Annotated in this window: 22 protein-coding genes and 1 pseudogene; 14 read left to right on the top strand and 9 right to left on the bottom strand. The window is 70.9% G+C overall.

The features are described 5' to 3' along the window. Positions 1-335: pseudogene (locus tag K6I34_RS09025) on the top strand (hypothetical protein); the annotation flags it as partial. Between the two features lie 12 nt (positions 336-347). Continuing rightward, positions 348-1277 carry a hypothetical protein gene (locus K6I34_RS09020; RefSeq protein ID WP_229324009.1) on the top strand — a complete coding sequence of 310 codons (930 nt, stop codon included), beginning with the start codon at positions 348-350 and terminating at the stop codon, positions 1275-1277. A 32-nt stretch (positions 1278-1309) separates the two neighbouring features. Here K6I34_RS09020 and K6I34_RS09015 read toward each other — a convergent pair whose 3' ends face one another. Next, positions 1310-2128 (bottom strand): hypothetical protein, encoded by an 819-nt coding sequence (locus K6I34_RS09015; protein WP_229324007.1) that lies wholly within the window; start codon positions 2126-2128, stop codon positions 1310-1312. A 208-nt stretch (positions 2129-2336) separates the two neighbouring features. On the opposite strand from K6I34_RS09015, the gene K6I34_RS09010 reads away from it, so the two are divergent. The 5 genes from K6I34_RS09010 (at position 2337) to K6I34_RS08990 (ending at position 9531) form a co-directional block, all read left to right on the top strand. Further along, on the top strand, positions 2337-3839 hold the full coding sequence (locus K6I34_RS09010; RefSeq protein ID WP_229324005.1) for an aldehyde dehydrogenase family protein: 1503 nt from the start codon (positions 2337-2339) through the stop codon (positions 3837-3839). A gap of 56 nt (positions 3840-3895) precedes the next feature. Further along, positions 3896-5452: a GMC family oxidoreductase gene (locus tag K6I34_RS09005; RefSeq protein ID WP_229324003.1), complete on the top strand. Its 1557-nt coding sequence runs from the start codon at positions 3896-3898 to the stop codon at positions 5450-5452. Then, positions 5452-6513: a glycine betaine/L-proline ABC transporter ATP-binding protein gene (locus tag K6I34_RS09000; protein WP_229324001.1), complete on the top strand. Its 1062-nt coding sequence runs from the start codon at positions 5452-5454 to the stop codon at positions 6511-6513. The genes K6I34_RS09005 and K6I34_RS09000 overlap by 1 nt, the downstream gene beginning before the upstream one ends. Before the next feature lie 185 nt (positions 6514-6698). Then, positions 6699-8558 (top strand): ABC transporter permease subunit, encoded by a 1860-nt coding sequence (locus K6I34_RS08995; protein WP_238488495.1) that lies wholly within the window; start codon positions 6699-6701, stop codon positions 8556-8558. 7 nt (positions 8559-8565) lie between these two features. Further along, complete coding sequence (locus tag K6I34_RS08990; protein WP_374230859.1) at positions 8566-9531, top strand: ABC transporter substrate-binding protein; 966 nt, start codon at positions 8566-8568, stop codon at positions 9529-9531. A 72-nt stretch (positions 9532-9603) separates the two neighbouring features. Here K6I34_RS08990 and K6I34_RS08985 read toward each other — a convergent pair whose 3' ends face one another. The 4 genes from K6I34_RS08985 to K6I34_RS08970 form a co-directional block, all read right to left on the bottom strand. After that, complete coding sequence (locus K6I34_RS08985; protein ID WP_229323995.1) at positions 9604-10218, bottom strand: AAA family ATPase; 615 nt, start codon at positions 10216-10218, stop codon at positions 9604-9606. Continuing rightward, complete coding sequence (locus tag K6I34_RS08980) at positions 10215-10736, bottom strand: hypothetical protein (protein WP_229323993.1); 522 nt, start codon at positions 10734-10736, stop codon at positions 10215-10217. Before K6I34_RS08980 ends, K6I34_RS08985 begins: the two co-directional genes overlap by 4 nt. A gap of 326 nt (positions 10737-11062) precedes the next feature. Beyond that, complete coding sequence (locus tag K6I34_RS08975; RefSeq protein ID WP_229323991.1) at positions 11063-11263, bottom strand: DUF397 domain-containing protein; 201 nt, start codon at positions 11261-11263, stop codon at positions 11063-11065. A gap of 10 nt (positions 11264-11273) precedes the next feature. After that, positions 11274-12131, bottom strand: a complete 858-nt coding sequence (locus K6I34_RS08970; protein ID WP_229323989.1) for a helix-turn-helix transcriptional regulator — start codon at positions 12129-12131, stop codon at positions 11274-11276. 396 nt (positions 12132-12527) lie between these two features. Between K6I34_RS08970 and K6I34_RS08965 the strand changes: the two genes are divergently transcribed. Further along, positions 12528-12875: a hypothetical protein gene (locus K6I34_RS08965; RefSeq protein ID WP_229323987.1), complete on the top strand. Its 348-nt coding sequence runs from the start codon at positions 12528-12530 to the stop codon at positions 12873-12875. 180 nt (positions 12876-13055) lie between these two features. Then, a complete protein-coding gene (locus K6I34_RS08960) occupies positions 13056-13259 on the top strand; it encodes a cold-shock protein (protein WP_229323985.1) in 204 nt (67 codons plus the stop codon). Between the two features lie 103 nt (positions 13260-13362). On the opposite strand, the gene K6I34_RS08955 is transcribed toward K6I34_RS08960, so the two are convergent. Then, positions 13363-13854 (bottom strand): carboxymuconolactone decarboxylase family protein, encoded by a 492-nt coding sequence (locus K6I34_RS08955; protein WP_229323983.1) that lies wholly within the window; start codon positions 13852-13854, stop codon positions 13363-13365. Between the two features lie 47 nt (positions 13855-13901). Between K6I34_RS08955 and K6I34_RS08950 the strand changes: the two genes are divergently transcribed. Beyond that, entirely contained in the window at positions 13902-15323 is a 1422-nt protein-coding gene (locus tag K6I34_RS08950; RefSeq protein ID WP_229323981.1) for a PLP-dependent aminotransferase family protein, read from the top strand. Positions 15324-15342: 19 nt separating this feature from the next. Here K6I34_RS08950 and K6I34_RS08945 read toward each other — a convergent pair whose 3' ends face one another. Beyond that, entirely contained in the window at positions 15343-16170 is an 828-nt protein-coding gene (locus K6I34_RS08945) for a hypothetical protein (protein ID WP_229324011.1), read from the bottom strand. 159 nt (positions 16171-16329) lie between these two features. Continuing rightward, positions 16330-17535 carry an ornithine--oxo-acid transaminase gene (gene rocD / locus K6I34_RS08940; protein WP_308293980.1) on the bottom strand — a complete coding sequence of 402 codons (1206 nt, stop codon included), beginning with the start codon at positions 17533-17535 and terminating at the stop codon, positions 16330-16332. A 167-nt stretch (positions 17536-17702) separates the two neighbouring features. Between rocD and trpS the strand changes: the two genes are divergently transcribed. The 3 genes from trpS to K6I34_RS08925 all read left to right on the top strand — a co-directional run bounded on the left by trpS (position 17703) and on the right by K6I34_RS08925 (position 20543). Continuing rightward, positions 17703-18716 (top strand): tryptophan--tRNA ligase, encoded by a 1014-nt coding sequence (trpS, locus tag K6I34_RS08935; protein WP_229323977.1) that lies wholly within the window; start codon positions 17703-17705, stop codon positions 18714-18716. Positions 18717-18939: 223 nt separating this feature from the next. Beyond that, positions 18940-19521: a 2'-5' RNA ligase family protein gene (locus tag K6I34_RS08930; RefSeq protein ID WP_229323975.1), complete on the top strand. Its 582-nt coding sequence runs from the start codon at positions 18940-18942 to the stop codon at positions 19519-19521. Positions 19522-19658: 137 nt separating this feature from the next. After that, entirely contained in the window at positions 19659-20543 is an 885-nt protein-coding gene (locus K6I34_RS08925; protein ID WP_229323973.1) for a YihY/virulence factor BrkB family protein, read from the top strand. 83 nt (positions 20544-20626) lie between these two features. Here the strand turns inward: K6I34_RS08925 and K6I34_RS08920 are convergent, their stop codons facing one another. Further along, positions 20627-21877: a D-alanyl-D-alanine carboxypeptidase family protein gene (locus K6I34_RS08920; RefSeq protein WP_229323971.1), complete on the bottom strand. Its 1251-nt coding sequence runs from the start codon at positions 21875-21877 to the stop codon at positions 20627-20629. A 112-nt stretch (positions 21878-21989) separates the two neighbouring features. Here K6I34_RS08920 and K6I34_RS08915 point away from each other — a divergent pair, with 112 nt between their 5' ends. After that, entirely contained in the window at positions 21990-22256 is a 267-nt protein-coding gene (locus K6I34_RS08915) for an SCO4848 family membrane protein (RefSeq protein WP_229323969.1), read from the top strand. Positions 22257-22386 lie beyond the last annotated feature (130 nt).

Below are 22386 nucleotides of genomic sequence, written 5' to 3'. Positions count from 1 at the left end.
CGGTAGGGGAGCTGCACGGCGGGGCGGTCGCGGCGGGGGAGAGGGCGGCCGCCGTGGACGCGGCGCACGCCCCCGTCCCGTGCCCGCCCGAACTCCTCGCGGCGGTCCGGCAGTTACGCGGCCAGCTACCGCTGCTCGTACGGACGGACGGCGACGGTCTCGACGACGTCGAGGGCGAGCTCGCCGGTCTGGAGGAGGAGGCCACGCGCACCGGCCGGACCGACCGCGGCAGGCTGGAGCGGCTGCGGTCGCTGCTGAGCGGCGGCGCGTCGGTGGTCGCGGGTCTGGCGGCGGCGCTCGACGTCGTCCAGACGATCAGCCAGCTGCTGGCGTGAGGAGGCGATCACGTGAGCCGCTGGGACGCGGAACGCCAGCAGTGGGTGGACGACGACGAACCGCCACCGCGCGGCCCGTACCCCTCCTATGAACCGACTGAACCGACTGAACGGACCGAGCCGGACTTCCCGCAGTTCCCGGTGCCCCCGGAGGACGACGCCCCGCGGCGCCGCTCGCACGAGGCGATCCTGGCCGGGGTGGTCGCGGGCGTGGTGCTCGCCGGAGGCATCGGCTTCGGCGTCTGGAAGCTGACCCGGGACGACGGCGAAGACAATCACGCGGGGGGCGGCGGCACCACCTCCACCGCCCCGGCGACGCCCGGCCTGAGCGACGGCGGAGTGAGCACCTCGGGCGGCTCGCTCACCTCGGGCGGGGTCAGCGGTGCCACGACGCAGACGCCGACGGATACGCCGACGGACGAATCGGCCGGCACGAGCTCCTCCGGCGGCACCGGTTCCACCGGTTCCACCAGCGGCGGCGGCACGAGCGGTGCCCCCGCCGGCTTCCAGCGGGTAAGCGAAAGCGGTCCGGTGAAGGCCACGTTCGACGTGCCCCAGGGCTGGACCCGCAGCGTGGACGGCGTCAGCGTGTTCTACAAGCAGGACGACGACGACTTCGTTCAGGTCTACCAGCTGAACGGAGCGGAGAGCACGCCGCGCGAAGGAGTGCTGGCGATCGAGACCTCGGTCTCCAAGAACCCCACGTACCAGCGCATCAGGCTGGCCGAGTCGACCGACGGCTCGGCGGCGGAGCTGGAGTACGCCTACACCCGCGACGGCAGCACCCGGCACGTCCTGCTCCGTGACGTCATGGCCCCCGATCGCCGGATGTACGCGCTGCTGGTGATGGGGCCCGCCGGTAATTGGTCCCCGTACGCGCAGGTCCACCAGGTGCTGGTGGGCTCGTTCTGCCCGGCCGGTTACTGCGCGAACGGGGGGTGAGCGAGGGTCAGACACCTCACGCCCTCAAGGTGTCAAGCGGCGGCGCCACCGGCGGTCTTGGCCTGCGCGCGGAACTCCACCGCGTCGAGGGTCTCGGCCGCCGAGGGCGTCGTGGCCGGGAGGGGCTTGTCGTAGTCCGAGAACAGTGACGTGGTGGTCTTGCCGTTGTCGGTCTCCACCATCTTCACCGGGTAGTGCGGGCCGTCCACGACGACGTCCATCTCTACCTGGGCCCCCTTGGCGTTCGTTCCCTTCAGGGGGATGACCCGCACTCCCTCGACCGTGGTGGGCTCGCCCTTGGTCAGCTGGGTCCTGGACTCGTCGCTCGCGAGAATCTTGCGCTGCATCGTGGGGAGCAGGTCGCAGACCTTGGCCGGTTTCTTCAGCATTGGATCGTTGTCGCTGCCGCCGATCCAGCGGTCCTTGAGCACGCCCTGTGCGGCGGCGGCCTTACCGCCGAACTCCTTCTCCATCATGGTGGAGTCGGGCTTCATCCAGACCTTGTTGTCCCGCTTGACAACCGTATTGGAGCCTTCGTCGGCATTGCTCACCGTGGCATTGCAATTGCCCTTGGTGTCCGAGAAGAGGTCGATCCGGATGTTCCGGCCGGTCTCGTTGTTGTCCTGTTTCAGGTGCAGCGACTTGGCCGCGCCGAGTGCAGACTGGGCTTTCCTGAGTGTTTCCTGGGCGGACAGGCCGTCGAGATCGCTCTTCTTCGGCGCCTCGGACGCCTTCGCCGAAGCCGTCGCGGAGGGCTTGGTGTCGCCCTTCGCGTCGTCGTTCTTGCCGCCGCTGCCGCTGCCGCAGGCGGAAATGCCAACCAGTGCGGCCGCGCAGGCGACGGCCGTCATGGTCCCCCGTAGTACGTGCGTGTTCTTCGCCGGGTGACGCTAACTCGTCGTTCTACCCGCCAGTACCGAGAAATAAGTGACTCGGGTCACTCTTGAGTAAAGAAGTGGCATATGTTGCCGCACTCCGGTTAGGCGCGTCCCGTTGCCGCCCGGAGACGGGCTCCGGACGGTGACGGAAACGCTTCGGATACCGGAAGGCAGAAACGACATGTCGTCAGTCGAGACCATCCTTGTGGACGGGGTGTGGCGAGCCGCCGCGTCCGGCGCGCAGCGGGAGGTCCTCGACCCCGCCGACGCCAGGACGCTGGCCGTGGTCGCCGAGGGCGGCGCGGAGGACACCGACGCCGCCGTGGCCGCCGCGCGCCGCGCCTTCGACCACGGCGCCTGGCCGCGCACGCCCGTCGCCGAGCGGGCCGCGCTGCTGCGCCACGTCGGGGACCTGCTCCAGCGCGACCGCGAGGCGATCGCGCTGACCGAGAGCCGCGACACCGGCAAGACCCTGGAGGAGGGCCGGATCGACGTCGACGACGTCACCAACGCCTTCCGCTACTTCGCCGACCTCGTGGTGAGCGAGGGCGCGGGCCGCGTCGTCGACGCGGGCTCCGACGAGGTGCACAGCGTCGTCGTGCACGAGCCCGTCGGCGTCTGCGCCCTGATCACCCCCTGGAACTACCCGCTCCTCCAGGCCAGTTGGAAGATCGCCCCGGCGCTCGCCGCGGGCAACACCTTCGTCATCAAGCCCAGCGAGGTCACCCCGCTGTCGACCGTGCACCTGCTGCGGCTGCTCCAGGAGGCCGGGCTGCCCGCGGGCGCCGCCAACCTGGTGACCGGCGCGGGCGACCCCGTCGGCGCCCGGCTGTCCGAGCACCCCGACGTCGACCTCGTCTCCTTCACCGGCGGCCTCACCAGCGGCGTCAAGGTCGCCCAGGCCGCCGCCCCCACGGTCAAGAAGGTCGCGCTCGAACTCGGCGGCAAGAACCCCAACGTCGTCTTCGCCGACGCCTGCGCGACCGACGCGGACTTCGACACCGCCGTCGACCAGGCACTCAACGCCGCCTTCATCCACAGCGGCCAGGTCTGCTCCGCGGGCTCCCGCCTCATCGTCGAGGAGTCGGTGCGCGAGCGCTTCGTCACCGAACTCGCCCGCCGTGCCGAGAGGATCAGGCTGGGCCGGGGCACCGAGAAGGGCGTCGAGTGCGGCCCGCTCGTCTCCGCGCAGCAGCTCGACAAGACCGAGGCGTACGTCGCCTCCGCGCTCTCCGAGGGCGCCGTGCTGCGCAGCGGCGGCCACCAGCCCGAGCCGAGCGACGTCCGCCCCGCGACCGGCTACTTCTACGCGCCCACCGTCCTCGACCGCTGCCACCGCCGGATGAAGGTCGTCCGCGAGGAGACCTTCGGGCCGATCCTCACCGTCGAGACCTTCCGCACCGAGGACGAGGCCGTCGAGCTCGCCAACGACACCGAGTACGGCCTCGCGGGCGCCGTGTGGACGAAGGACGCGGGCCGTGCCCGCCGCGTCGCCGGGCGGCTGCGCCACGGCACCGTATGGATCAACGACTTCCACCCCTACCTGCCGCAGGCGGAGTGGGGCGGCTTCGGCAAGTCCGGCACCGGCCGCGAGCTCGGGCCCGCGGGCCTGGCCGAGTACCGCGAGGCGAAGCACGTCTACCAGAACCTCGCGCCGAAGCCCGTCCGCTGGTTCGCGGGCTGACCACCGCCCCACGCCCGGCGCCACGCAACACTTCCCTGCCACCAAGGAGTACCCCCATGCCTCCCGTTGCCCCGGACACCCGTGTCATCTCCGCCGACTACGTCGTCGTCGGCGGCGGCACCGCGGGCTCGGTGATCGCCTCCCGCCTCGCCGAGGACCCCGGCACCTCCGTCGTCGTCATCGAGGGCGGCCCCACCGACATCGACCGGCCGGACGTGCTCACCCTGCGCCGCTGGCTGGGCCTGCTCGGCGGTGACCTCGACTACGACTACCCGACGACCGAGCAGCCGCGCGGCAACTCCCACATCCGGCACAGCCGCGCCAAGGTCCTCGGCGGCTGCTCCTCGCACAACACCCTGATCGCCTTCAAGCCGCTGCCCGGCGACTGGGCGGAGTGGGTGGCCGCGGGCGCCGAGGGCTGGGACAACGAGTCCATGGAGACGTACTTCACCCGGCTGCGCAACAACATCGTCGCCGTGGACGAGAAGGACCGCAACGCCATCGCCCGCGACTTCGTGGAGGCCGCGCAGGCCGCCGTCGACGTGCCGCGCGTGGAGGGCTTCAACAAGAAGCCGTTCCACGAGGGCGCCGGCTTCTTCGACCTCGCCTACCACCCGGAGAACAACAAGCGCTCCTCCGCCTCCGTCGCCTACCTCCACCCGCACATCGAGGCCGGTGACCGCCCCAACCTCCGTATCCTGCTGGAGACCTGGGCGCACAAGCTGGAGCTCGAAGGCGCCCGCGCCACGGGCGTGCGCGTGCGCACCAAGGAAGGCGAGGAGATCCTCGTCGAGGCGGGCCGCGAGGTCCTGCTGTGCGCCGGGGCCGTCGACACCCCGCGGCTGCTGATGCACTCCGGCATCGGCCCCAAGGGCGACCTGGTCGCGCTGGGCATCCCCGTCGTCCACGACCTGCCGGGCGTCGGCGAGAATCTTCTCGACCACCCCGAGTCGGTCATCGTGTGGGAGACGAACGGCCCGATCCCCGAGAACTCGGCGATGGACTCCGACGCGGGCCTCTTCGTCCGGCGTGACGAGCGGTCCGAGGGCCCGGACCTGATGTTCCACTTCTATCAGATCCCGTTCACCGACAACCCCGAGCGCCTCGGCTACGAGAAGCCCGAGCACGGCGTGTCGATGACCCCCAACATCCCCAAGCCGCGCAGCCGCGGCCGCCTCTACCTCACCAGCGCCGACCCCGAGGTCAAGCCCGCCCTGGACTTCCGCTACTTCACGGACGAGGAGGACTACGACGGCCGCACCCTCGTCGACGGCATCCGTATCGCCCGTGAGATAGCCGAGCAGGAGCCCCTCGCCCACTGGCTCAAGCGCGAGGTGTGCCCCGGCCCGGAGATCACCTCCGACGAGGAGATCAGCGAGTACGCGCGCAAGGTCGCGCACACCGTCTACCACCCCGCGGGCACCTGCCGCATGGGCGCGGCGGACGACGAACTCGCCGTCGTGGACCCGCAGCTGCGCATCCGCGGCCTGGAAGGCGTCCGCATCGCCGATGCCTCGGTCTTCCCGACGATGCCCGCGGTGAACCCGATGATCGGCGTGCTCATGGTGGGGGAGAAGTGCGCGGAGATGCTGACACAGGGCGGTGATGCCTGATGAGCGCGGACCAACAGGCGACCCCCGTCTTCTCCGTACGCAACCTGTGGAAGGTCTTCGGCCCGAAGGCCGACCGCGTCCCGAACGGCCCCCTCGCGGAGCTCTCCCCGGAGGAACTGCGCGCGACCGCGGGCTGCACCGTGGCCGTCCGTGACGTCTCCTTCGACGTCCGTCAGGGCGAGGTCTTCGTCGTGATGGGCCTGTCCGGCTCCGGCAAGTCCACGCTGGTCCGCTGCCTGACCCGGCTCATCGAGCCGACCGCGGGCACGATCGCCATCGACGGCGAGGACGTGTGCGGCATGGACGGCGGCGCCCTGCGCGAACTGCGCCGCCACCGGGCCGCCATGGTCTTCCAGCACTTCGGCCTGCTGCCGCACCGCACCGTGCTCGACAACGTCGCGTACGGCCTGGAGATCCAGGGCGTGGGCAAGGCCGAACGCCGGGCCAAGGCGGCGGAGATGGTGGAGAAGGTGGGCCTGGCGGGCCTGGAGGACCGCCGCCCCGGCCAGCTCTCCGGCGGCCAGCAGCAGCGCGTGGGCCTGGCCCGCGCGCTCGCCGCGGACCCCGAAGTCCTCCTCTTCGACGAGCCGTTCAGCGCGCTCGACCCGCTGATCCGCCGGGACATGCAGGAGGAGGTCGTCCGCCTGCACCGCGACGAGGGCCGCACGATGGTCTTCATCACCCATGACCTCTCCGAGGCCCTGCGCGTCGGCGACCGCATCGCCCTGATGCGCGGCGGCCGCGTCGTCCAGTGCGGCACGCCCGAGGAGATCGTGGGCTCCCCGGCCGACGACTACGTACGGGACTTCGTCCGCGACGTCCCCCGCGAACAGGTCCTCACGGTCCGCCGCGCGATGCGCCCGGCGCTCGCGGGCGAAACCGAGACGGGCCCGGAACTCACCCCGACCACGACCGTGGCCGAGGCCATCGAAACGGTGGCCCGCACGGGCGAGACGGCCCGCGTGGTGGAGAACGACCACTGCCTGGGCGTGGTGGACAGCCAGGCGCTCCTGGGCGTCGTGGCGGGCCTGAAGACCACCGGCAGGGAGATGGCGGCGTGAGCACCCGGACAACCACCGAACGGGAGGCGACGGGACGCGCAGGGCCTTCTCAAGACGTCAAGCGAAGCAGTCTTGAGAAGACCCGGAGCGGCACGGCGCCGCGCCCGGCAGCGGCGCCGGATCTCAACGCACCGAAGCCGCACCCCACCACGGGCGGACAGCCGAATCGCACCCTCAAAGCGCCGTTGATCCTCGCGGCGGCAGCCGCAATCGTCCTGGCTGCCGTGGCAGCCGCCCTCTGGGGCAGCGGCAGCTGGCCGAGCGCCCTGACCGTCGACCTGAACGCCCCGCTCGGCAAGGCCAACGACTGGATCATCGACAACCGCGACAGCCACTGGCTGTTCCTCTACTTCTTCGGCCACATCAGCGGCGCGATCATCGCCTCCGTGCACGCCGTCTACACGGTGCTGCTCGCCCTCGGCTGGGCCGGGGTGACAGCGGCCGCGGCCCTCCTGGCCTGGCGGTTCGCCGGACCGCGGGTGGCCGTGACGACGCTGGCCTCCTTCGCGGTGTGCGGGCTGCTCGGCATGTGGGTGCCGACGATGCGGACGCTGGCGCTGATGGTCGTGGCCGTCGCCGCGTCCGTCGCGGTGGGCGCGCTGCTGGGCCTGGCGGCCGGGCTGTCGGACCGTACGTTCCGCGCGCTGCGACCGGTGCTGGACACGATGCAGGCACTGCCCGCGTTCGCCTACCTGATGCCGGTCGTCCTGGTCTTCGGCATCGGGGTGGCGCCCGCCGTCCTCGCGACGGTCGTCTACGCGGCTCCGCCGATGGCGCGCCTGACGGCGCTCGGCCTGCGCTCGACGGACAAGGGCGTCCTGGAAGCGGTCGAGTCGCTGGGCGCGACCGGCCGCCAGCGCCTGCTGACGGCACGCCTGCCGCTGGCCCGCCGCGAACTGCTCCTCGGCGTCAACCAGACGATCATGATGGCGCTCTCCATGGCCGTCATCGCCTCGGTCATCGGCGCCGACGGCCTGGGTGACCGCGTCTACCAGGCCCTCTCCACGGTCGACGTGGGCAGCGCCCTGGCGGCGGGCATCCCGATCGTCCTCCTGGCGATCGTCCTGGACCGCATCACGTCGGGCAGCCGCAACCGGCCGACGGCCCGCACCCGGACGATCGTGGAATGGGCCACCGGCGCCCTCGCCGTCGCGGTGATCGCCATCCTCAGCGCTCAGACCTGGCCGACGACCTGGACCCTCCAGATCGCCCGCCCCGTCAACACCGCCAAGGACTGGCTGGTCGACCACCTCTACACCGGTCTCCCGGTCATCGGCGGTACGGCCGACTGGTCCGCCCACTACACCGCCTGGATCCTCGACCCCCTCCGCGACGGCCTGCAGGCCCTCCCCTGGTGGGGAGCCCTCCTCCTCGTCGCGATCCTCGCCCGCCTCATCGGCACCTGGCGCACCGCCCTCACCGCCGTCCTCGCGCTCGCCGCGATCGGCGTGCTGGGCCGCTGGGACACGTCCCTGGACACGCTCTCCCAGGTGGTGGCGGCCGTCGCCGTCACCCTCGTCCTGGGGTTCGCCATCGCGGTCCCCGTGGCCCGCAGCGCACGCGTCGAGCGGCTGCTGCGCCCGGTGCTGGACGTGTGCCAGACGATGCCGCAGTTCGTGTACCTGATCCCCGTCGTCGCCCTGTTCGGCGTCGGCCGGGCCCCGGCCGCCGCGGCGGCGATCGTGTACGCGCTGCCCGCCGTCGTCCGCATCACGAGCCAGGGCCTGAGCCAGGTCAACCCGGGCGCCATGGAGTCGGCGCGCTCGATGGGCGCGACCAGCGGGCAGCAGCTGCGCCAGGTGCAGTTCCCGCTGGCCCGGCAGGAACTGCTGCTGGCGGTCAACCAGGCCGTGGTGCTCGTCCTGTCCGTCGTCATCATCGGCGGCCTGGTCGGCGGCGGAGCGCTCGGCTACGAGGTGGTCTTCGGCCTCGCGCGCGGCGACCTGGCGGCGGGTCTCGTCGCGGGTGCGGCCATCGTCTGCCTGGGGCTGATGCTCGACCGCTGCACCCAGCCGACGAAGAAGGGAGCGCACGATGGCGCGTAGGAAACACATGGCGCGCACCTGCGTCCTGGCGGCGAGCGCGCTGGCCCTGCTCGCGGCCACCGGCTGCGGCGCGGCCGACATGACCAAGCAGTCCTCGCCGTACGCGGACGCGCAGGGTACGAAGACGGTCACGTTGTCCGTGCAGTCGTGGGTGGGCGCACGCGCCAACGCGGCTGTCGCGCAGTATCTGTTGGAGCACGAGCTCGGCTACCGCGTCGACACGGTGCAGGTGGACGAGGTGCCCGCGTGGGACGCGCTCAGCCAGGGCCGCGTCGACGCGATCCTGGAGGACTGGGGCCACCCCGACCAGGAGAAGCGGTACGTCGAGGACAAGAAGACGGTGACGCCCGGCGGCGACCTCGGGGTCGACGGCCACATCGGCTGGTTCGTCCCCAAGTACTTCGCCGACGCCCACCCGGACGTCCTCGACTGGAAGAACCTCAACAAGTACGCGAGCCAGTTGCGCACATCGGAGAGCGGCGGCAAGGGCCAGCTCCTCGACGGCTCCCCGTCGTACGTCACGAACGACAAGGCGCTGGTGAAGAACCTGGGCTTGGACTACCAGGTGGTGTTCGCGGGGTCCGAGGCGGCGCAGATCACCCAGATCAAGCAGTTCGCCAAGGACCGCAAGCCGTTCCTCACCTACTGGTACGAACCGCAGTGGCTGTTCAACGAGGTGCCGATGGTGGAGGTGAAGCTGCCCGAGCACACCGACGCGTGCGAGAAGAAGGGCGCGGCGGACCCGGCCACGGTCGACTGCGCCTACCCCACGACCTCGCTCCAGAAGTTCTTCAACACGGAATTCACCCGCAAGGGCGGCAAGGCCGCCCGCTTCCTGCACAACTTCCGCTGGACGAAGAACGACCAGAACGAGGTCGCCCAGATGATGGCGGAGGACGGCCTGAGCGCCGACGAGGCCGGAAAGAAGTGGGTCCAGAAGCACCCGGACGTCTGGAAGCGCTGGATTCCGTAGGCGCTCGCAGGCGCACGACGGCCCCGGCACCGCATGGAGCGGGCCGGGGCCGTTCGGCGTTCCTCGGCGGGGTCAGTCCGAACCGGATGTCATGTCTGGGACCGATGCCCGCACGAAGGAAGCGATGTCCTGGATGCCCGGGCTGTAGCCGTGCGAGGTGTCCACGGCCAGCGTGGGGACGTCCAGGGAGATGGGTACAAACGCGTCGAGCGAGTGCTTTCCCGCGGTGATCGCTTCGAGCAGGTCGTGGTCGGCGTGAGCGGCCCGGTGGGCGTTCTCCCGCGCGCGGTGCGCGATGCGGTCGTGGGCGACGGCCGCGGGGGTGACGCAGCGGATGACGCGGATCCGCGCGAGGCCGGTGAGTGATTCCAGGTTCGGCCGCCACAGCCGGTCCTGGTAGGCGGCTTCGGCCACGACGGTCACTCCGGCCTGGATGAGTACCTTCAACACGCCGAAGAATGCCTCCAACGTCGGGTAGTTGAGAGGATCCTCGCCGCCGCTTCGGTAGCCCGGAGAGGACATCACCATGCCTTGTTTGATCTCGTCACGAATGATCGCCGGGCACCCGAGTTCTTGGGCGAGCGCGTGAGCGAGCGTCGTTTTCCCCGCGCCGGGACCCCCACTCACGACGGCCAATGTGGGTGACGGCGGGGCGCTTTCCGGCTGCATCGCTTCAACCTCGCTCAATGGGGCAGCCCGGCGGGGGCAGAAGCGCGATCGGCCCTGATGCCGTTCCACAGGTAAGGGCAGCCGATGATGGTGCCGGTGGTGAGGGACTCCAGCGCCGAGTTGAAGCGGCGCTGCTGGCTGCGGGTCATGTCCCCGTACCAGTGGTTCGGGTTGACGAACGTGATTCCCCTCAGGCTCGGGTCGCGTGCCGGTACGGCCACGGACCGCTCCTGGGGCGTGGTCAGTGTTCCGCAGTGGAACACGAACGTGACCGCCCCCGCCGGTGCGCCCAACGGGTGTGCCTCCGTGTGGTCGACGAGGAGAAGCGGGCCCGGCCTGACGTCTAGGCCCAGGCGGCGCAGGTGGTAGGCCGCCGGGCGTACGGCGGGCTCGTCGCCGACCGTCTCCCCGCCGGGGAGGGCCAGGTGGCCGTCCGGCCCGATCACCATGAGGGGGTGCCCTGCTTTGTTGGTGACGAAGGCGTACCCGAAGATCCGGCGGCCGATGGCCTTACGGCGTTCTGCTGTCTGCTGCATGCCGTGCACTTCCCTTACGCGGTGGGGGGGCAAGCGGTTGGGATCCGCCCTGGTTGCCTTTGGGCGGGCGGGAGTTGGTCTCGATCCGGTCCTTGGAGCGGAGGATGGGATTCTTTGGTGGGCGCTCCGAATCATCGGCTGGGCGCGGGGAGTTGCCGCTACCCGGGGCGGTGCTCGGCGTGGAGCGAACGCCTCGGGTGGCGAGCAGGGGAGACCGTAGCGTTGTTGGGCCTATGGGTGCAATGGTGTGACGTCGCTATGTTGTCCTGGCGTATGCCAAGAGCCCTCCACCGGCCAGGATGAAGGGCTCTGGGTGGGGCGCGTCGCTAAATCAGGTGATCAAGCCTGCTGTCTTTGACGCCCAGCATGAAGGCGCGAAGCTTCGCGTGACTGGTTCTGATGATCCGGTCAGGGTCGTCACTCTCCCTGATGAGGATCACCCCCTCGGTCGCCGCCAGCTCGATGCAGTCCTGGTTGAGGTCTCCCCCGGAATGCGAAGACTTCTGCCACCGTATTTCGCCTGTCATGACTGCCGGCTCACATTCCCTTTGCCACGCGTCGGATGAACTTGCTCGAGTCGTCAGGGCTGAGTGCCAGCTCCGCCACCGAATCCAGCATGGCCCGGTACCGCGAGAGCTGAGACTCTGCGTCCACGAAGCCTGCGTCAAATGCGCTGTCGATCTGTACCGTGTCCAACTGCGGGATCGGCCCACCCGTGTACAGGAACGAGTGGACCGAGGGCGTGATCCTTGCGTCGAACGGGATCACTCGCACTGTGACGGTGGGGAACTGAGGCAAGTCGCTGAGGAAGCGGAGCTGGGCCCGCATGATCTCGGGCTCGCAGTACCTCATGCGTAGCGCCGCCTCGTGAATGAACGCCTCGAAAGCAGGTGGCGCGGGCCGATCGAAAATCTCCCGGCGCCTCAGCCGATGCTCGACTCGCGCCTTCAGCTCCGCCGCGGGCAGTGCGGGGAGCGATGAGACGCTGTTGCGCATCACCTCGCGTGCGTATTCCGCCGTTTGCAAGATGCCCGGCACGTGCAACATCTGCACTGCGCGCAGATACTTCGCGTGATGCTCGAGCTCCGACAGGTCGAGGAACCCCGGTGAGAGTGTCCCCCGGTATTCCTCCCACCAGCCCTTGCCGCGCTCGTCCGCCATGCTGGCGAGCACATCGATCAGGTGCTTGTCCGTTGCCGAATAGAAAGAGGCCAGCCGACGGACTCGTTCGGCGCTGATCCCGTATCGCCCTGACTCCAGGTGGCTGATCTGAGCGCGTGCGCCGCCCAGAAACGAGCCGGCCTGACTGCCGGACATGCCCGCCTTTTCTCTGAGCCTTCGCAGCTCGGTGCCCAACCGCTTCTGACGCGCGGTCGGGTAACTCCTCGGCGGCATGGCCCTCCCTCTCCGGTCGCTACGAGTGTGCCGCCCCACTGTGCCACGGTCCACTCTTCGCGTTGCGCCGCCCGTCATATTGTTGCTCCTGGCGTCATGCTGTTGCACCCCACTGCCCGCGTGCCCTACCTTCCAAGCGACACCGCGCAGCACGTCGGGAAGAGCCGAAGTGCAGCCGCCTGCATGCCCGTTGGGCACTCCGGAGGGCGGCCGGGCCACGGATGGCGTGATGCGCAGCCGAGCGTTGGGAGACCTCCGTGAGTGCAACAACCAGCCCTGGTGCCACCGCTGACGTGGACTTATTCGGGATATACCACCTGGCGGTGCGGGCGATCCTCTCGGCCGCGAGGGTCGCTCGTGAGGCCGTGAGCGCCTTCCTGATCGGGAGGTCGGCCCATGCGCGCCGTTGACCCCGGGCCCCTCGCGGTCGGCATCGCCGTTCTGACGGTATCGGCCCTCGGCTTCCTGCTGCTCCTGCTCTGGTGGCTCTCACCGGTCCCGCGTCACGCGTTCACTCCGCCCCCGGCCGACGCTCCCGGGCACCGGTTCCGCTGCTACTGCCACGCCGAGCCGATCACTGTGATCGTCCTCGACGACGCGGAGCACGAGCAGCGGCTCGTCGCACGGGCACGGCACCGGCGTCGGCACGCCCGACGCGCGTCGCGTCGCCGTCTATGGCGCCTCATCCGTAATGACGCGGGAGTCCTCCCGCACCGGTGGCCGAGAAGGCACCCCGTGCGGTGAATTCCCGAAGCAGGGCCCGGCCGAGGACAGTCGACCGGGCCCTGCCGCACCCCGAAAACCTCAGCGGTAACGGCACGGCCTGCCACCATTCGGGTGACTCCTGGTCCCCGCACTTCCATGGCGGGTATGTCTCGCTCCGCCCGCATCTGGGCACTCGGTCATCAGCAGAGAGACGCAACCATGGCTCAGGGCACCGTCAAGTGGTTCAACTCCGAAAAGGGATACGGGTACATCACGCCCGACGGCGGGGGCGCTGATGTGTTCGTTCACTACAGCGAGATCCAGGGCAGGGGCTTCAGAACCCTTGAGGAGAACCAACGGGTCGAATTCGAAATCGGCGAAGGCACGAAGGGCCCGCAGGCGACGGGGGTCAGCATCATCTGAGGACGACGCGTCAGTCCGTTGGGCGAAAGCGTCGGCCATGCCTGGGCGGCGGACAGCGCCGAAGGCGCTGCCCCCGCGACGGCCCGCGGCCGAAGAAGCGGCCTCAGCCGCGCGGCTCGTACGCCCCCGGCGCAAGCCGCGTCGTCACAGCGATGCGGTTCCACGAATTGATCGTCACGATCGTCGAGATGAGGCGCGCCAGCTCCTCCGGCTCGAAGTGCGCCGCGGCGCGGTCGTACACCTCGTCCGGCACGAAGCCGTCCGTCAGGACGGTGACGGCCTCGGTCAGGGCCAGTGCCGCCCGCTCCTTCTCGGTGTAGATGCCGTGGGCCTCCTCCCAGGCGCTGAGAAGCATGATGCGCTCCGTCGTCTCGCCCGCCTTCACCGCGTCCTTGGTGTGCATGTCGAGGCAGAACGCGCAGTGGTTCAGCTGCGAGGCGCGGATCAGCACGAGCTCCACGAGGGAGGGCTCCAGGCCCTTCGTGGCGGCCTGGTGCAGGGCGTACATGGCCTTCTGCACCTCGGGGGCGAGCTGGTGCAGGAACATGCGGGGGGTGTGCTGAGCGGTGGTCGTGGTGTTCTCGTTCGTCGTCATGCAAGGAACGCTACGCCCCGGGTGGCCCACCGGTATGGTCCATTCCCATGGAGAGAACATGGGCCATTTCCGGTGCGGGCGCAGGTGCCGACCTGCATCTGGACCTGTCCGGGCCGGGCGGCGTCCGCGCCTGTCTCGTCCGGGCCCTGCGGGACGCCGTCCGTACGGGCAGGCTCGCCCCGGACACCCGGCTGCCGCCCTCCCGGACCCTCGCCCGCGACCTCGGGGTGGCCCGTAACACCGTCGCCGACGCCTACGGCGAGCTCGTCGCCGAGGGCTGGCTCACCGCCCGGCAGGGCTCCGGCACCCGGGTGGCCCGGCGTCCCGCGCCGGGGGCGCCCGAGCGCCGCGCCGCGCTGCCCCGGAGCACCCCGCCCCCGGAGCACGACCTGCTGTCCGGCACCGCCGACGTCTCGTCCTTCCCGCGCGCCGCCTGGCTGGCCGCCGCCCGCCGCGCGCTGGCGGTGGCCCCGCACGACGCCTTCGGCCACCCCGACCCGCGCGGCCGGGCCGAGCTGCGCACCGCGCTCGCGGACTACCTCTCCCGGGTGCGCGGCGTGCACGCCGACCCGGGGCGGATCGTGGTGTGTGCGGGTTTCACCCAGGGCCTGGCGCTGCTGAGCGAGGTGCTGCGGCAGCGCGGCACGCACGAGCTGGGTGTGGAGGAGTACGGGCTCTGGTTCCACCGGGAGGTGCTGGCCCGGCACGGCCTGCGCACCACGCCGCTGCCCGTCGACCGGCGCGGCGCCCGCGTCATGGAACTGGCGGCCCACGAGGACGTACGGGCCGTCCTGCTCACCCCCGCCCACCAGTTCCCCACCGGGGTGTCGCTGCACCCCGACCGCCGCGCCGCCGTCATCGACTGGGCGGAACGCGCGGGCGGGCTGGTCATCGAGGACGACTACGACGGCGAGTTCCGCTACGACCGCCAGTCGGTCGGCAGCCTCCAGGGCCTAGGCCCCGAACGCGTCGTCTACTGCGGCACCGCGAGCAAGTCCCTCGCCTCCGGGCTGCGGATCTCCTGGATGGTGCTGCCCGAGCACCTGGTGGGCGACGTGCTGCGGCTGAAGGGCTCGGGGGAGTGGGGCTCGGGCGTCCTCGACCAGCTCACCCTGGCCGAACTGATCACCAGTGGCGCGTACGACCGTCACGTACGCGCGATGCGCCTGCGTTACCGCAGGCGCCGCGACCGGCTCGTCGCCGCGCTGGCCGGATACGCCCCGCACATCCGCGTCAGCGGCATCGCCGCCGGGCTGCACGTGGTCCTCGACCTGCCCGCCGGTACGGAACGGACGACCCTGCGCGCCGCCGCCTGGCAGGGCCTGGCCCTCGAAGGGCTCTCCCGCTTCCGCCACGAACAGTTCCCGGCCGACCGTGAGGGCCTGGTCGTCGGCTACGGAACGCCGCCGGAGCACGCGTTCCCGGGGGCGCTGGCGGCACTGCTGCGCATCCTGCCACCGGCCGAATGACCGTACGGCGGGCGGCGGTTCAGTCCCCTTGGGTCTCGACCTCGCCGAATCGGGCCAGCGCCAGCGCCCCCACGATCGCCAGCGCGAAGCCCGTCACGGCCAGCGGCTCCAGACCCGGCCGCGTCCGGTCGCCCAGCCAGGCCACGCCCGCCAGCGCCGGGCCCACCGTCTCGCCGATCACCATGCCCGCCGTGGCGGCCGTCACCGAACCGCGCTGCAGTGCCGACGTCAGCAGCAGGAAGGCCGCGCCGCCGCCCACCACAAGGGCGTACGACGCGGGATTGGTGAGCACCGGAACGAGGGACAGGTCGTCGATGAGCCTGACGGCCACTTCCACCACGCCGAAGCCGATGCCCGCGCCCAGACCCAGCGCCGCGGCCCGCGCTCGCCCCGGCAGCCGCCCGGCCACCGCGCCCAGGCCCAGCACGGCGAACGCGACGGCCAGCGTGCCCACGCGCAGGGTGGCCGACCCGGTGCGGTCGCCCTCGGCCCCCGAGGCCAGGCCCAGCAGCGCGAGGCCGCCGCACACCACGCCGACCCCGCCCCACTCCGGGCCGCTCAGCCGCACGCCGAGCACCCGCGAGGCCACCACCGCCGTCACGGCCAGACTCGCGGCGAGCGCCGCGCCCACCGCGTAGATGGGCAGCGAGCGCAGCGCCACCAGCTCCAGCAGGAACCCCAGCCCGTCGAGGGCGAGCCCCGCCAGATACCGCCACTGCCGCAGTACGCGCAGCAGCAGCACGGGGTCCACGCCGGACCCCGTGCCGGGCGCCGACGCCCGTGCGGCGACGGCTTGGAGGACGGAGGCGGTTCCGAAGCAGACCGCCGAACCGAGTGCGCAGATCATCCCGAGGAGCACGCCTGCACTGTAGCCCTGCGGGCTGGGCTGGGCGCCTGAGCGTCTGCCGGGTGCTGTTGTCCGGCGGCTGCGGGCGCGTTGTGGCTGGGCGCGCCCACGCGGCGGAGCCGCACGATGTCACAGCCCCGCGCCCCTTTGGGGCGCGGCTTACACCCCCAGAACCGTTCGCAACTGATCCAGCCCCCAGTCCAGGTCCTCCTTGGAGATCACCAGCGGCGGCGCGATCCGGATCGTCGACCCGTGCGTGTCCTTGACCAGCACCCCGCGCCCCATCAGCGCCTCGGAGATCTCCCGCCCGGTGCCCTTCGCGGGAGCGATGTCCACCCCGGCCCACAGGCCACGTCCCCGCACGGCCGTCACCGCGCCGCCGCCCACCAGCAGCCCGAGCTCCTGGTGGAGGTGCTCGCCGAGCTCCGTGGCCCGCTGCTGGAACTCGCCGGACTTCAGCATGGCGATGACCTCCAGGCCCACCGCGCAGGCCAGCGGGTTGCCGCCGAACGTCGACCCGTGCTCGCCCGGCCGGAAGACGCCGAGCACCTCGCGGGAGGCCACCACCGCCGACACCGGCACCACGCCGCCGCCGAGCGCCTTGCCCAGGATGTACACGTCCGGCACCACACCCTCGTGCTCGCACGCGAAGGTCCGGCCCGTACGCCCCAGGCCCGACTGGATCTCGTCCGCCATGAAGAGCACCCCGCGCTCGGCGGTCAGCCGCCGCACCCCCGCCAGATAGCCCGGCGGCGGCACCAGCACCCCCGCCTCGCCCTGGATCGGCTCCAGCAGCACGGCCACCGTGTTCGCGTCGACAGCTCTCTCCAGCGCGGCCAGGTCGCCGTACGGCACGATCTCGAAGCCCGGGGTGTAGGGGCCGTAGTCGGCGCGGGCCTCCTCGTCCGTCGAGAAGCTGATGATCGTGGTGGTGCGGCCGTGGAAGTTGTTGTCGGCCACCACGATCTTCGCCTGCCCGTCCGGCACGCCCTTGACCCGGTAGCCCCACTTGCGCGCGGTCTTCACGGCCGTCTCGACGGCCTCCGCGCCCGTGTTCATCGGCAGCACCATGTCCTTGCCGCACAGCTCGGCCAGCTCGGCGCAGAACTCGCCGAAGCGGTCGTGGTGGAAGGCGCGCGAGGTGAGCGTCACCCGATCGAGCTGTGCCTTCGCCGCGTTGATCAGCCGCCGGTTGCCGTGGCCGAAGTTCAGTGCCGAGTAGCCGGCGAGCATGTCGAGATAGCGCCGTCCCTCGACGTCCGTCATCCAGGCGCCTTCCGCATAGGCGACGACGACCGGCAACGGGTGGTAGTTGTGCGCGCTGTGGGCCTCGGCTGCTGCGATGGCGCGTTCCGTGGATGTCACCATGTGCTCCGTTCCGCGTGCGGGGCTCTTGGCCACTTTCTACACCTCTTCCCCCGCCTTTTCGGCCGTTGCGGAAGAGGAGAATCCGCGCTTGTGGGCACACTCCGGCGGACACCTCACCGGCACCGCGCGAACGCTCCGGGTTGCGCACCTGAGAGAATGTGCCCATGGCCCTCGATCGTCCGCGCGCGCTCTCCGGTATCCAGCCCACCGCAGGCTCGTTCCACCTCGGGAACTACCTCGGTGCCGTCCGGCAGTACGTGGCGCTCCAAGAGACCCACGACGCCTACTACATGGTCGTCGACCTGCACGCGATCACCGTGCCGCAGGACCCCAAGGAGCTGCGCGCCAACACCCGCACCGCCGCCGCCCAGCTGCTGGCCGCCGGGCTCGACCCGGACCGCTGCACGCTCTTCGTGCAGAGCCACGTGCCCGAGCACGCGCAGCTCGCCTGGCTGATGAACTGCCTCACGGGCTTCGGCGAGGCCTCCCGCATGACGCAGTTCAAGGACAAGTCGGCCAAGCAGGGGGCCAACCAGACCACGGTGGGCCTGTTCACCTACCCGATCCTCCAGGTCGCGGACATCCTGCTCTACCAGGCGAACGCCGTTCCGGTGGGTGAGGACCAGCGTCAGCACATCGAGCTCACGCGCGACCTCGCGGAGCGCTTCAACGCCCGTTTCGGTGACACCTTCACCCTGCCCGCCGCGCACATCGTCCGCGAGACGGCCAAGATCTACGACCTGCAGGACCCGACCGCCAAGATGAGCAAGTCGGCGTCCACCACCAAGGGCCTGATCAACCTGCTGGACGAGCCCAAGGTCTCGGCCAAGAAGATCAAGAGCGCCGTCACCGACACCGACACGGTGATCCGCTTCGACGCCGAGAACAAGCCGGGCGTCAGCAATCTGCTCACCATCTACGCCACGCTCACCGGTGCGGGAATCCCGGAACTGGAGCAGAAGTACGAGGGCAAGGGCTACGGTGCGCTCAAGACCGACCTCGCCGAGGTCATGGTGGAGTGGGTGACCCCCTTCCGCGCCCGTACGCAGGAGTACCTCGACGACCCGGAGACGCTGGACGCGATCCTCGCCAAGGGCGCCGAGAAGGCCCGTACCGTCGCGGCGGAGACCCTCGCGCAGGCGTACGACAGGATGGGTTTCCTGCCCGCCAAGCACTGACCGCACCGCACGCACCGCACGCACCGCACGTACGGGCCGCACGGCCCGTACGTCGCAGCAGCAGCACGCCGCAGGCACTGACCGAGCGCCGACCGCACCGAAGGACGCCGGTGCGCCAGGGACCATGGGCCCCGGGCGCCCGGGACCAGGGAACCTGGCCCGGAGGCGGCCCAGCCGTCACACTGGCCACGGGGACACGCAGGCGCACAGGAGGGAGAACGCAATGGGGACCGTAACGCTCGGCGTTTCGATCGCGGTCCCGGAGCCGTACGGCAGCTTCCTCCAGGAGCGCCGCGCGGGCTTCGGTGACCCCCACGCGCACGGCATCCCCACGCATGTGACCCTGCTGCCGCCCACCGAGGTCGATGCCTCGTCGCTGCCCGCGATCGAGCGGCACCTCGCCGGGGTGGCGGCCCTCGGCCGCCCCTTCCGCATGCGGCTGTCCGGCACCGGCACGTTCCGGCCCCTGTCGCCCGTCGTCTACGTGAACGTGGTCGAGGGCTCCGCGTCCTGCGCCTGGCTCCAGAAGCGCATCCGCGACGCGTCCGGGCCGGTGGCCCGCGAGCTGCAGTTCCCGTACCACCCGCACGTGACCATCGCCCACGGCATCCCCGAGGAGGCGATGGACCGGGCCTACGCGGAGCTCGCCGACTTCGAGGCGGCGTGGACGGTGGAGGGCTTCGCTCTGTACGAGCAGGGCGAGGACGCGGTCTGGCGTCTTGAACGGGAGTACCCGTTCGGGGCCGGGGCCGATGCCCCGGTCCCTCGCCAGGGGGATGTTTCACGGCCTGCGGCCACTCGCTGACGCGTTTCGCGGTGCCGCCTACGAGCTCGGGCGGTAGTGCGCGTCGGCGTCTGCGGGCGCGTTGTGGCTTGTCGCGCAGTTCCCCGCGCCCCTGATGGGGCGCCCGGCCACCGCCGCGCGGTGGCAAGGTGTGGACCATGGAGTGGCTCACCCGCCTGCCGTTGATCGGCCCCCTCGTCACCCGGCTCATGCGTACGCACGCCTGGCGTTCCTACGAGACTCTGGAGCGGGTGAAGTGGAGCCGGCTCGCCGCCGCGATCACCTTCACCAGCTTTCTCTCCCTCTTCCCGCTGATCACCGTGGCCGCCGCCGTCGGCGCGGCCGTGCTGAGCGAGCGCCGGATGCAGGAGCTGGAGCACAAGCTCGCCGAGCAGGCGCCCGGTATCTCCGGCAAGCTCGACCTCAGCGCCCTCGTGAACAACGCGGGCACCGTCGGTGTCGTCGCCGGTGCGGCCCTGCTCTTCACCGGCATGGGCTGGATCGGCTCCCTGCGCGAGTGCCTGCGCGCCGTCTGGGAGCGCGAGGAGAGCCCCGGCAACCCGTTCCTGCTGCGCGCCAAGGACGGGCTCGTACTGCTCGGCCTGGGCGGCGTGGCGCTGCTGTCGCTCGCCTGCTCCGTCTTCGCCTCGGCGGCCGTGGGCTGGGTGGTCGACAAGGCGGGCCTGCAGGGCGTGGGCGGCCTGCTCACGGCGGCGGGTTTCTGCACCGCCGTCCTCGCGGACTTCCTGCTGATGCTCTACGTGCTCTCACGGCTACCCGGAGTCCACCCCGCCCCGCGCCGCCTCGTCCAGGCCGGCCTGCTCGGCGCCGTGGGCTTCGAGCTCCTGAAACTGCTGCTCAGCGGCTACCTCGCGGGCGTAGCGGCCAAGAGCATGTACGGCGCGTTCGGAGCCCCGGTCGCGCTGCTCCTGTGGATCAACTTCACGGCGAAGCTGACCCTTTTCTGCGCGGCGTGGACGGCCACCGACGCGCCTGGCCGGGCGCCCCATCAGGGGCGCGGGGAACTGCGCGACCAGCCGTAGACGGCCCGCAGTCGCGCGCGCAGCGCAAGACGCACCCCAATAGGCGCACGGGGGCCCGGGGGCGCAGCCCCCGGAGCAGGCCGCTACTTCTTCCGCCGCACCAGCTCCGGCAAGGGATGACGGCGATGCACCACAACCCCCGCCACAGCCAGCGCAGCGAGCACGCCACCCGCGATCCCCACCGCCGTCCACATCCCTCCGCCGCCCCCGGCGACGGAGGCCTGCGTGCTGTCGGCCGACGGCCGCCCCGCCGCGTCGCCGGACTTGCCCGCCGTGCCCTTGGGCGGGACGAGGACGCCCACCGGCTTGACGTGCCCGGCGGCCTCGAAGCCCCAGTCGAGCAGCTTCGCGGTCTCGGTGTAGACCTCGTACGGCTCGGCCTTCTCCGGGTTCATGACGGTGACGAGCAGCTTGCGGCCGTCGTGCTGGGCGACGCCGGTGAAGGTGTTGCCCGCGTTCGTGGTGGAGCCGTTCTTCACGCCCGCCATGCCCTTGTAGGCGGGCACGTTCTGTCCGGTGAGGAGCCGGTTGGTGTTGACGATCGTGGACGTCTTCCGTTTCTCGCCCGGCTTCTCCTCCTCCGGGAACTGGGCGCTCACCGTCGAGCAGTACTCCCGGAAGTCGGCCTTCTGCAGACCCGAACGGGCGAACAGCGTCAGGTCGTACGCGCTGGAGACCTGGCCCTCCGCGTCGTAGCCGTCGGGGCTGACGACGTGGGTGTCGTTCGCCTGGAGGTCGTTCGCGTGTGCCTGCATGTCCTTGACGGTCTGCGGGATGCCGCCGTTCATCGTGGAGAGCACCCGCACCGCGTCGTTGCCCGACCGCAGGAAGACGCCGAGCCACAGGTCGTGGACGGAGTAGCTGGAGCCCTCGTGGACGCCGACGGCGCTGCTGCCCGCGCCCATGCCCGCCAGGTCGGACGCCGCGACCTTGTGTGTCTTGTCCCGGGGGAGCTTCGGCAGCACCGTGTCGGCGAACAGCATCTTCAGCGTGGAGGCCGGAGGCAGCTGCCAGTGCGCGTTGTGCGAGGCGAGGATCTCGCCGGACTCGGCGTCGGCGACCAGCCAGGAGCGCCCGGTGATGTCCTTGGGCAGCTGTGGCGCGCCCGCCTCCAGCCGCACCTGGGTGCCGGGCTTGCCCAGCAGCTCGCCGCCCACGGTGGACATGCGCGCGGGCGGGGTCCTGGGCGCCCCCCTGCCGTCGGCCGGGTTGTTGGTGTCGGCTGCGGCGGGAACGGTGCTGAGCGCGGAGAGGAGCAACGAGGCGGCCGCCGCGAGGGCGGGGCGGTAGCGGCGCTTCGCGGCGTACCGCGGGGGATGTGATGTCGTCGGCACGTCCGTGAACGTACCCCGCCGCCCACGGACTGTGGATGGCGCCTCACCGGAGTGTTCCCCGGCCGGAGACCCGATAGGGGGAGTCCGGGCCGCCAAACGCATACTGGGATCCATGCAGACACCCACACAGACCCCGGCGGTCCTCACCCGCCCCGTGTCCTGGTTCCTGCTCGCCTTCGGGGTCTGGAGCTGGGTCATCTGGGTCACCTTCGTGAAGAACCTGTGGAAGGACGGCAGCGGGCTCGCCTTCGACGACGCGGGCGACCCGACCGCCTACTTCTGGGTGCATCTCACGCTCGCGATCACCTCGTTTCTCCTGGGGACGGCCGTGGGACTGGTGGGGTTGCGCGGCGTACGCGCGCTGCGACGTAGCTCATAGCGGCGCATAACCGACGTCCATAGAGGGACAACTCCGGCCGCTCCTCCGGCCGCCCCCGTTCGCTTGACCGATTCCCGGGACGTACGGGCGATCGTGTGTTTGGGTGATGCGCATCACCGGGCGGAGGGGG

The organism is Streptomyces sp. UNOC14_S4 (assembly GCF_020740835.1).
Lineage (GTDB): Bacteria > Actinomycetota > Actinomycetes > Streptomycetales > Streptomycetaceae > Streptomyces.
The sequence above is the reverse complement of the archived record's forward strand: the minus strand, read 5'-3'. Positions and strand labels throughout refer to the sequence as shown.

Coding starts and splice junctions, on each gene's coding strand:
- K6I34_RS08930 (WP_229323975.1), top strand. CDS start 18,940: ATGGGGACCGTAACGCTCGGCGTTTCGATCGCGGTCCCGGAGCCGTAC.
- K6I34_RS09005 (WP_229324003.1), top strand. CDS start 3,896: ATGCCTCCCGTTGCCCCGGACACCCGTGTCATCTCCGCCGACTACGTC.
- K6I34_RS08990 (WP_374230859.1), top strand. CDS start 8,566: ATGGCGCGCACCTGCGTCCTGGCGGCGAGCGCGCTGGCCCTGCTCGCG.
- K6I34_RS08955 (WP_229323983.1), bottom strand. CDS start 13,854: ATGACGACGAACGAGAACACCACGACCACCGCTCAGCACACCCCCCGC.
- K6I34_RS08960 (WP_229323985.1), top strand. CDS start 13,056: ATGGCTCAGGGCACCGTCAAGTGGTTCAACTCCGAAAAGGGATACGGG.
- trpS (WP_229323977.1), top strand. CDS start 17,703: ATGGCCCTCGATCGTCCGCGCGCGCTCTCCGGTATCCAGCCCACCGCA.
- K6I34_RS08980 (WP_229323993.1), bottom strand. CDS start 10,736: ATGCAGCAGACAGCAGAACGCCGTAAGGCCATCGGCCGCCGGATCTTC.
- K6I34_RS09015 (WP_229324007.1), bottom strand. CDS start 2,128: ATGACGGCCGTCGCCTGCGCGGCCGCACTGGTTGGCATTTCCGCCTGC.
- K6I34_RS08970 (WP_229323989.1), bottom strand. CDS start 12,131: ATGCCGCCGAGGAGTTACCCGACCGCGCGTCAGAAGCGGTTGGGCACC.
- K6I34_RS08975 (WP_229323991.1), bottom strand. CDS start 11,263: ATGACAGGCGAAATACGGTGGCAGAAGTCTTCGCATTCCGGGGGAGAC.
- K6I34_RS08925 (WP_229323973.1), top strand. CDS start 19,659: ATGGAGTGGCTCACCCGCCTGCCGTTGATCGGCCCCCTCGTCACCCGG.
- K6I34_RS09000 (WP_229324001.1), top strand. CDS start 5,452: ATGAGCGCGGACCAACAGGCGACCCCCGTCTTCTCCGTACGCAACCTG.
- K6I34_RS08965 (WP_229323987.1), top strand. CDS start 12,528: ATGCGCGCCGTTGACCCCGGGCCCCTCGCGGTCGGCATCGCCGTTCTG.
- K6I34_RS08950 (WP_229323981.1), top strand. CDS start 13,902: ATGGAGAGAACATGGGCCATTTCCGGTGCGGGCGCAGGTGCCGACCTG.
- K6I34_RS09010 (WP_229324005.1), top strand. CDS start 2,337: ATGTCGTCAGTCGAGACCATCCTTGTGGACGGGGTGTGGCGAGCCGCC.
- K6I34_RS08915 (WP_229323969.1), top strand. CDS start 21,990: ATGCAGACACCCACACAGACCCCGGCGGTCCTCACCCGCCCCGTGTCC.
- K6I34_RS08945 (WP_229324011.1), bottom strand. CDS start 16,170: ATGATCTGCGCACTCGGTTCGGCGGTCTGCTTCGGAACCGCCTCCGTC.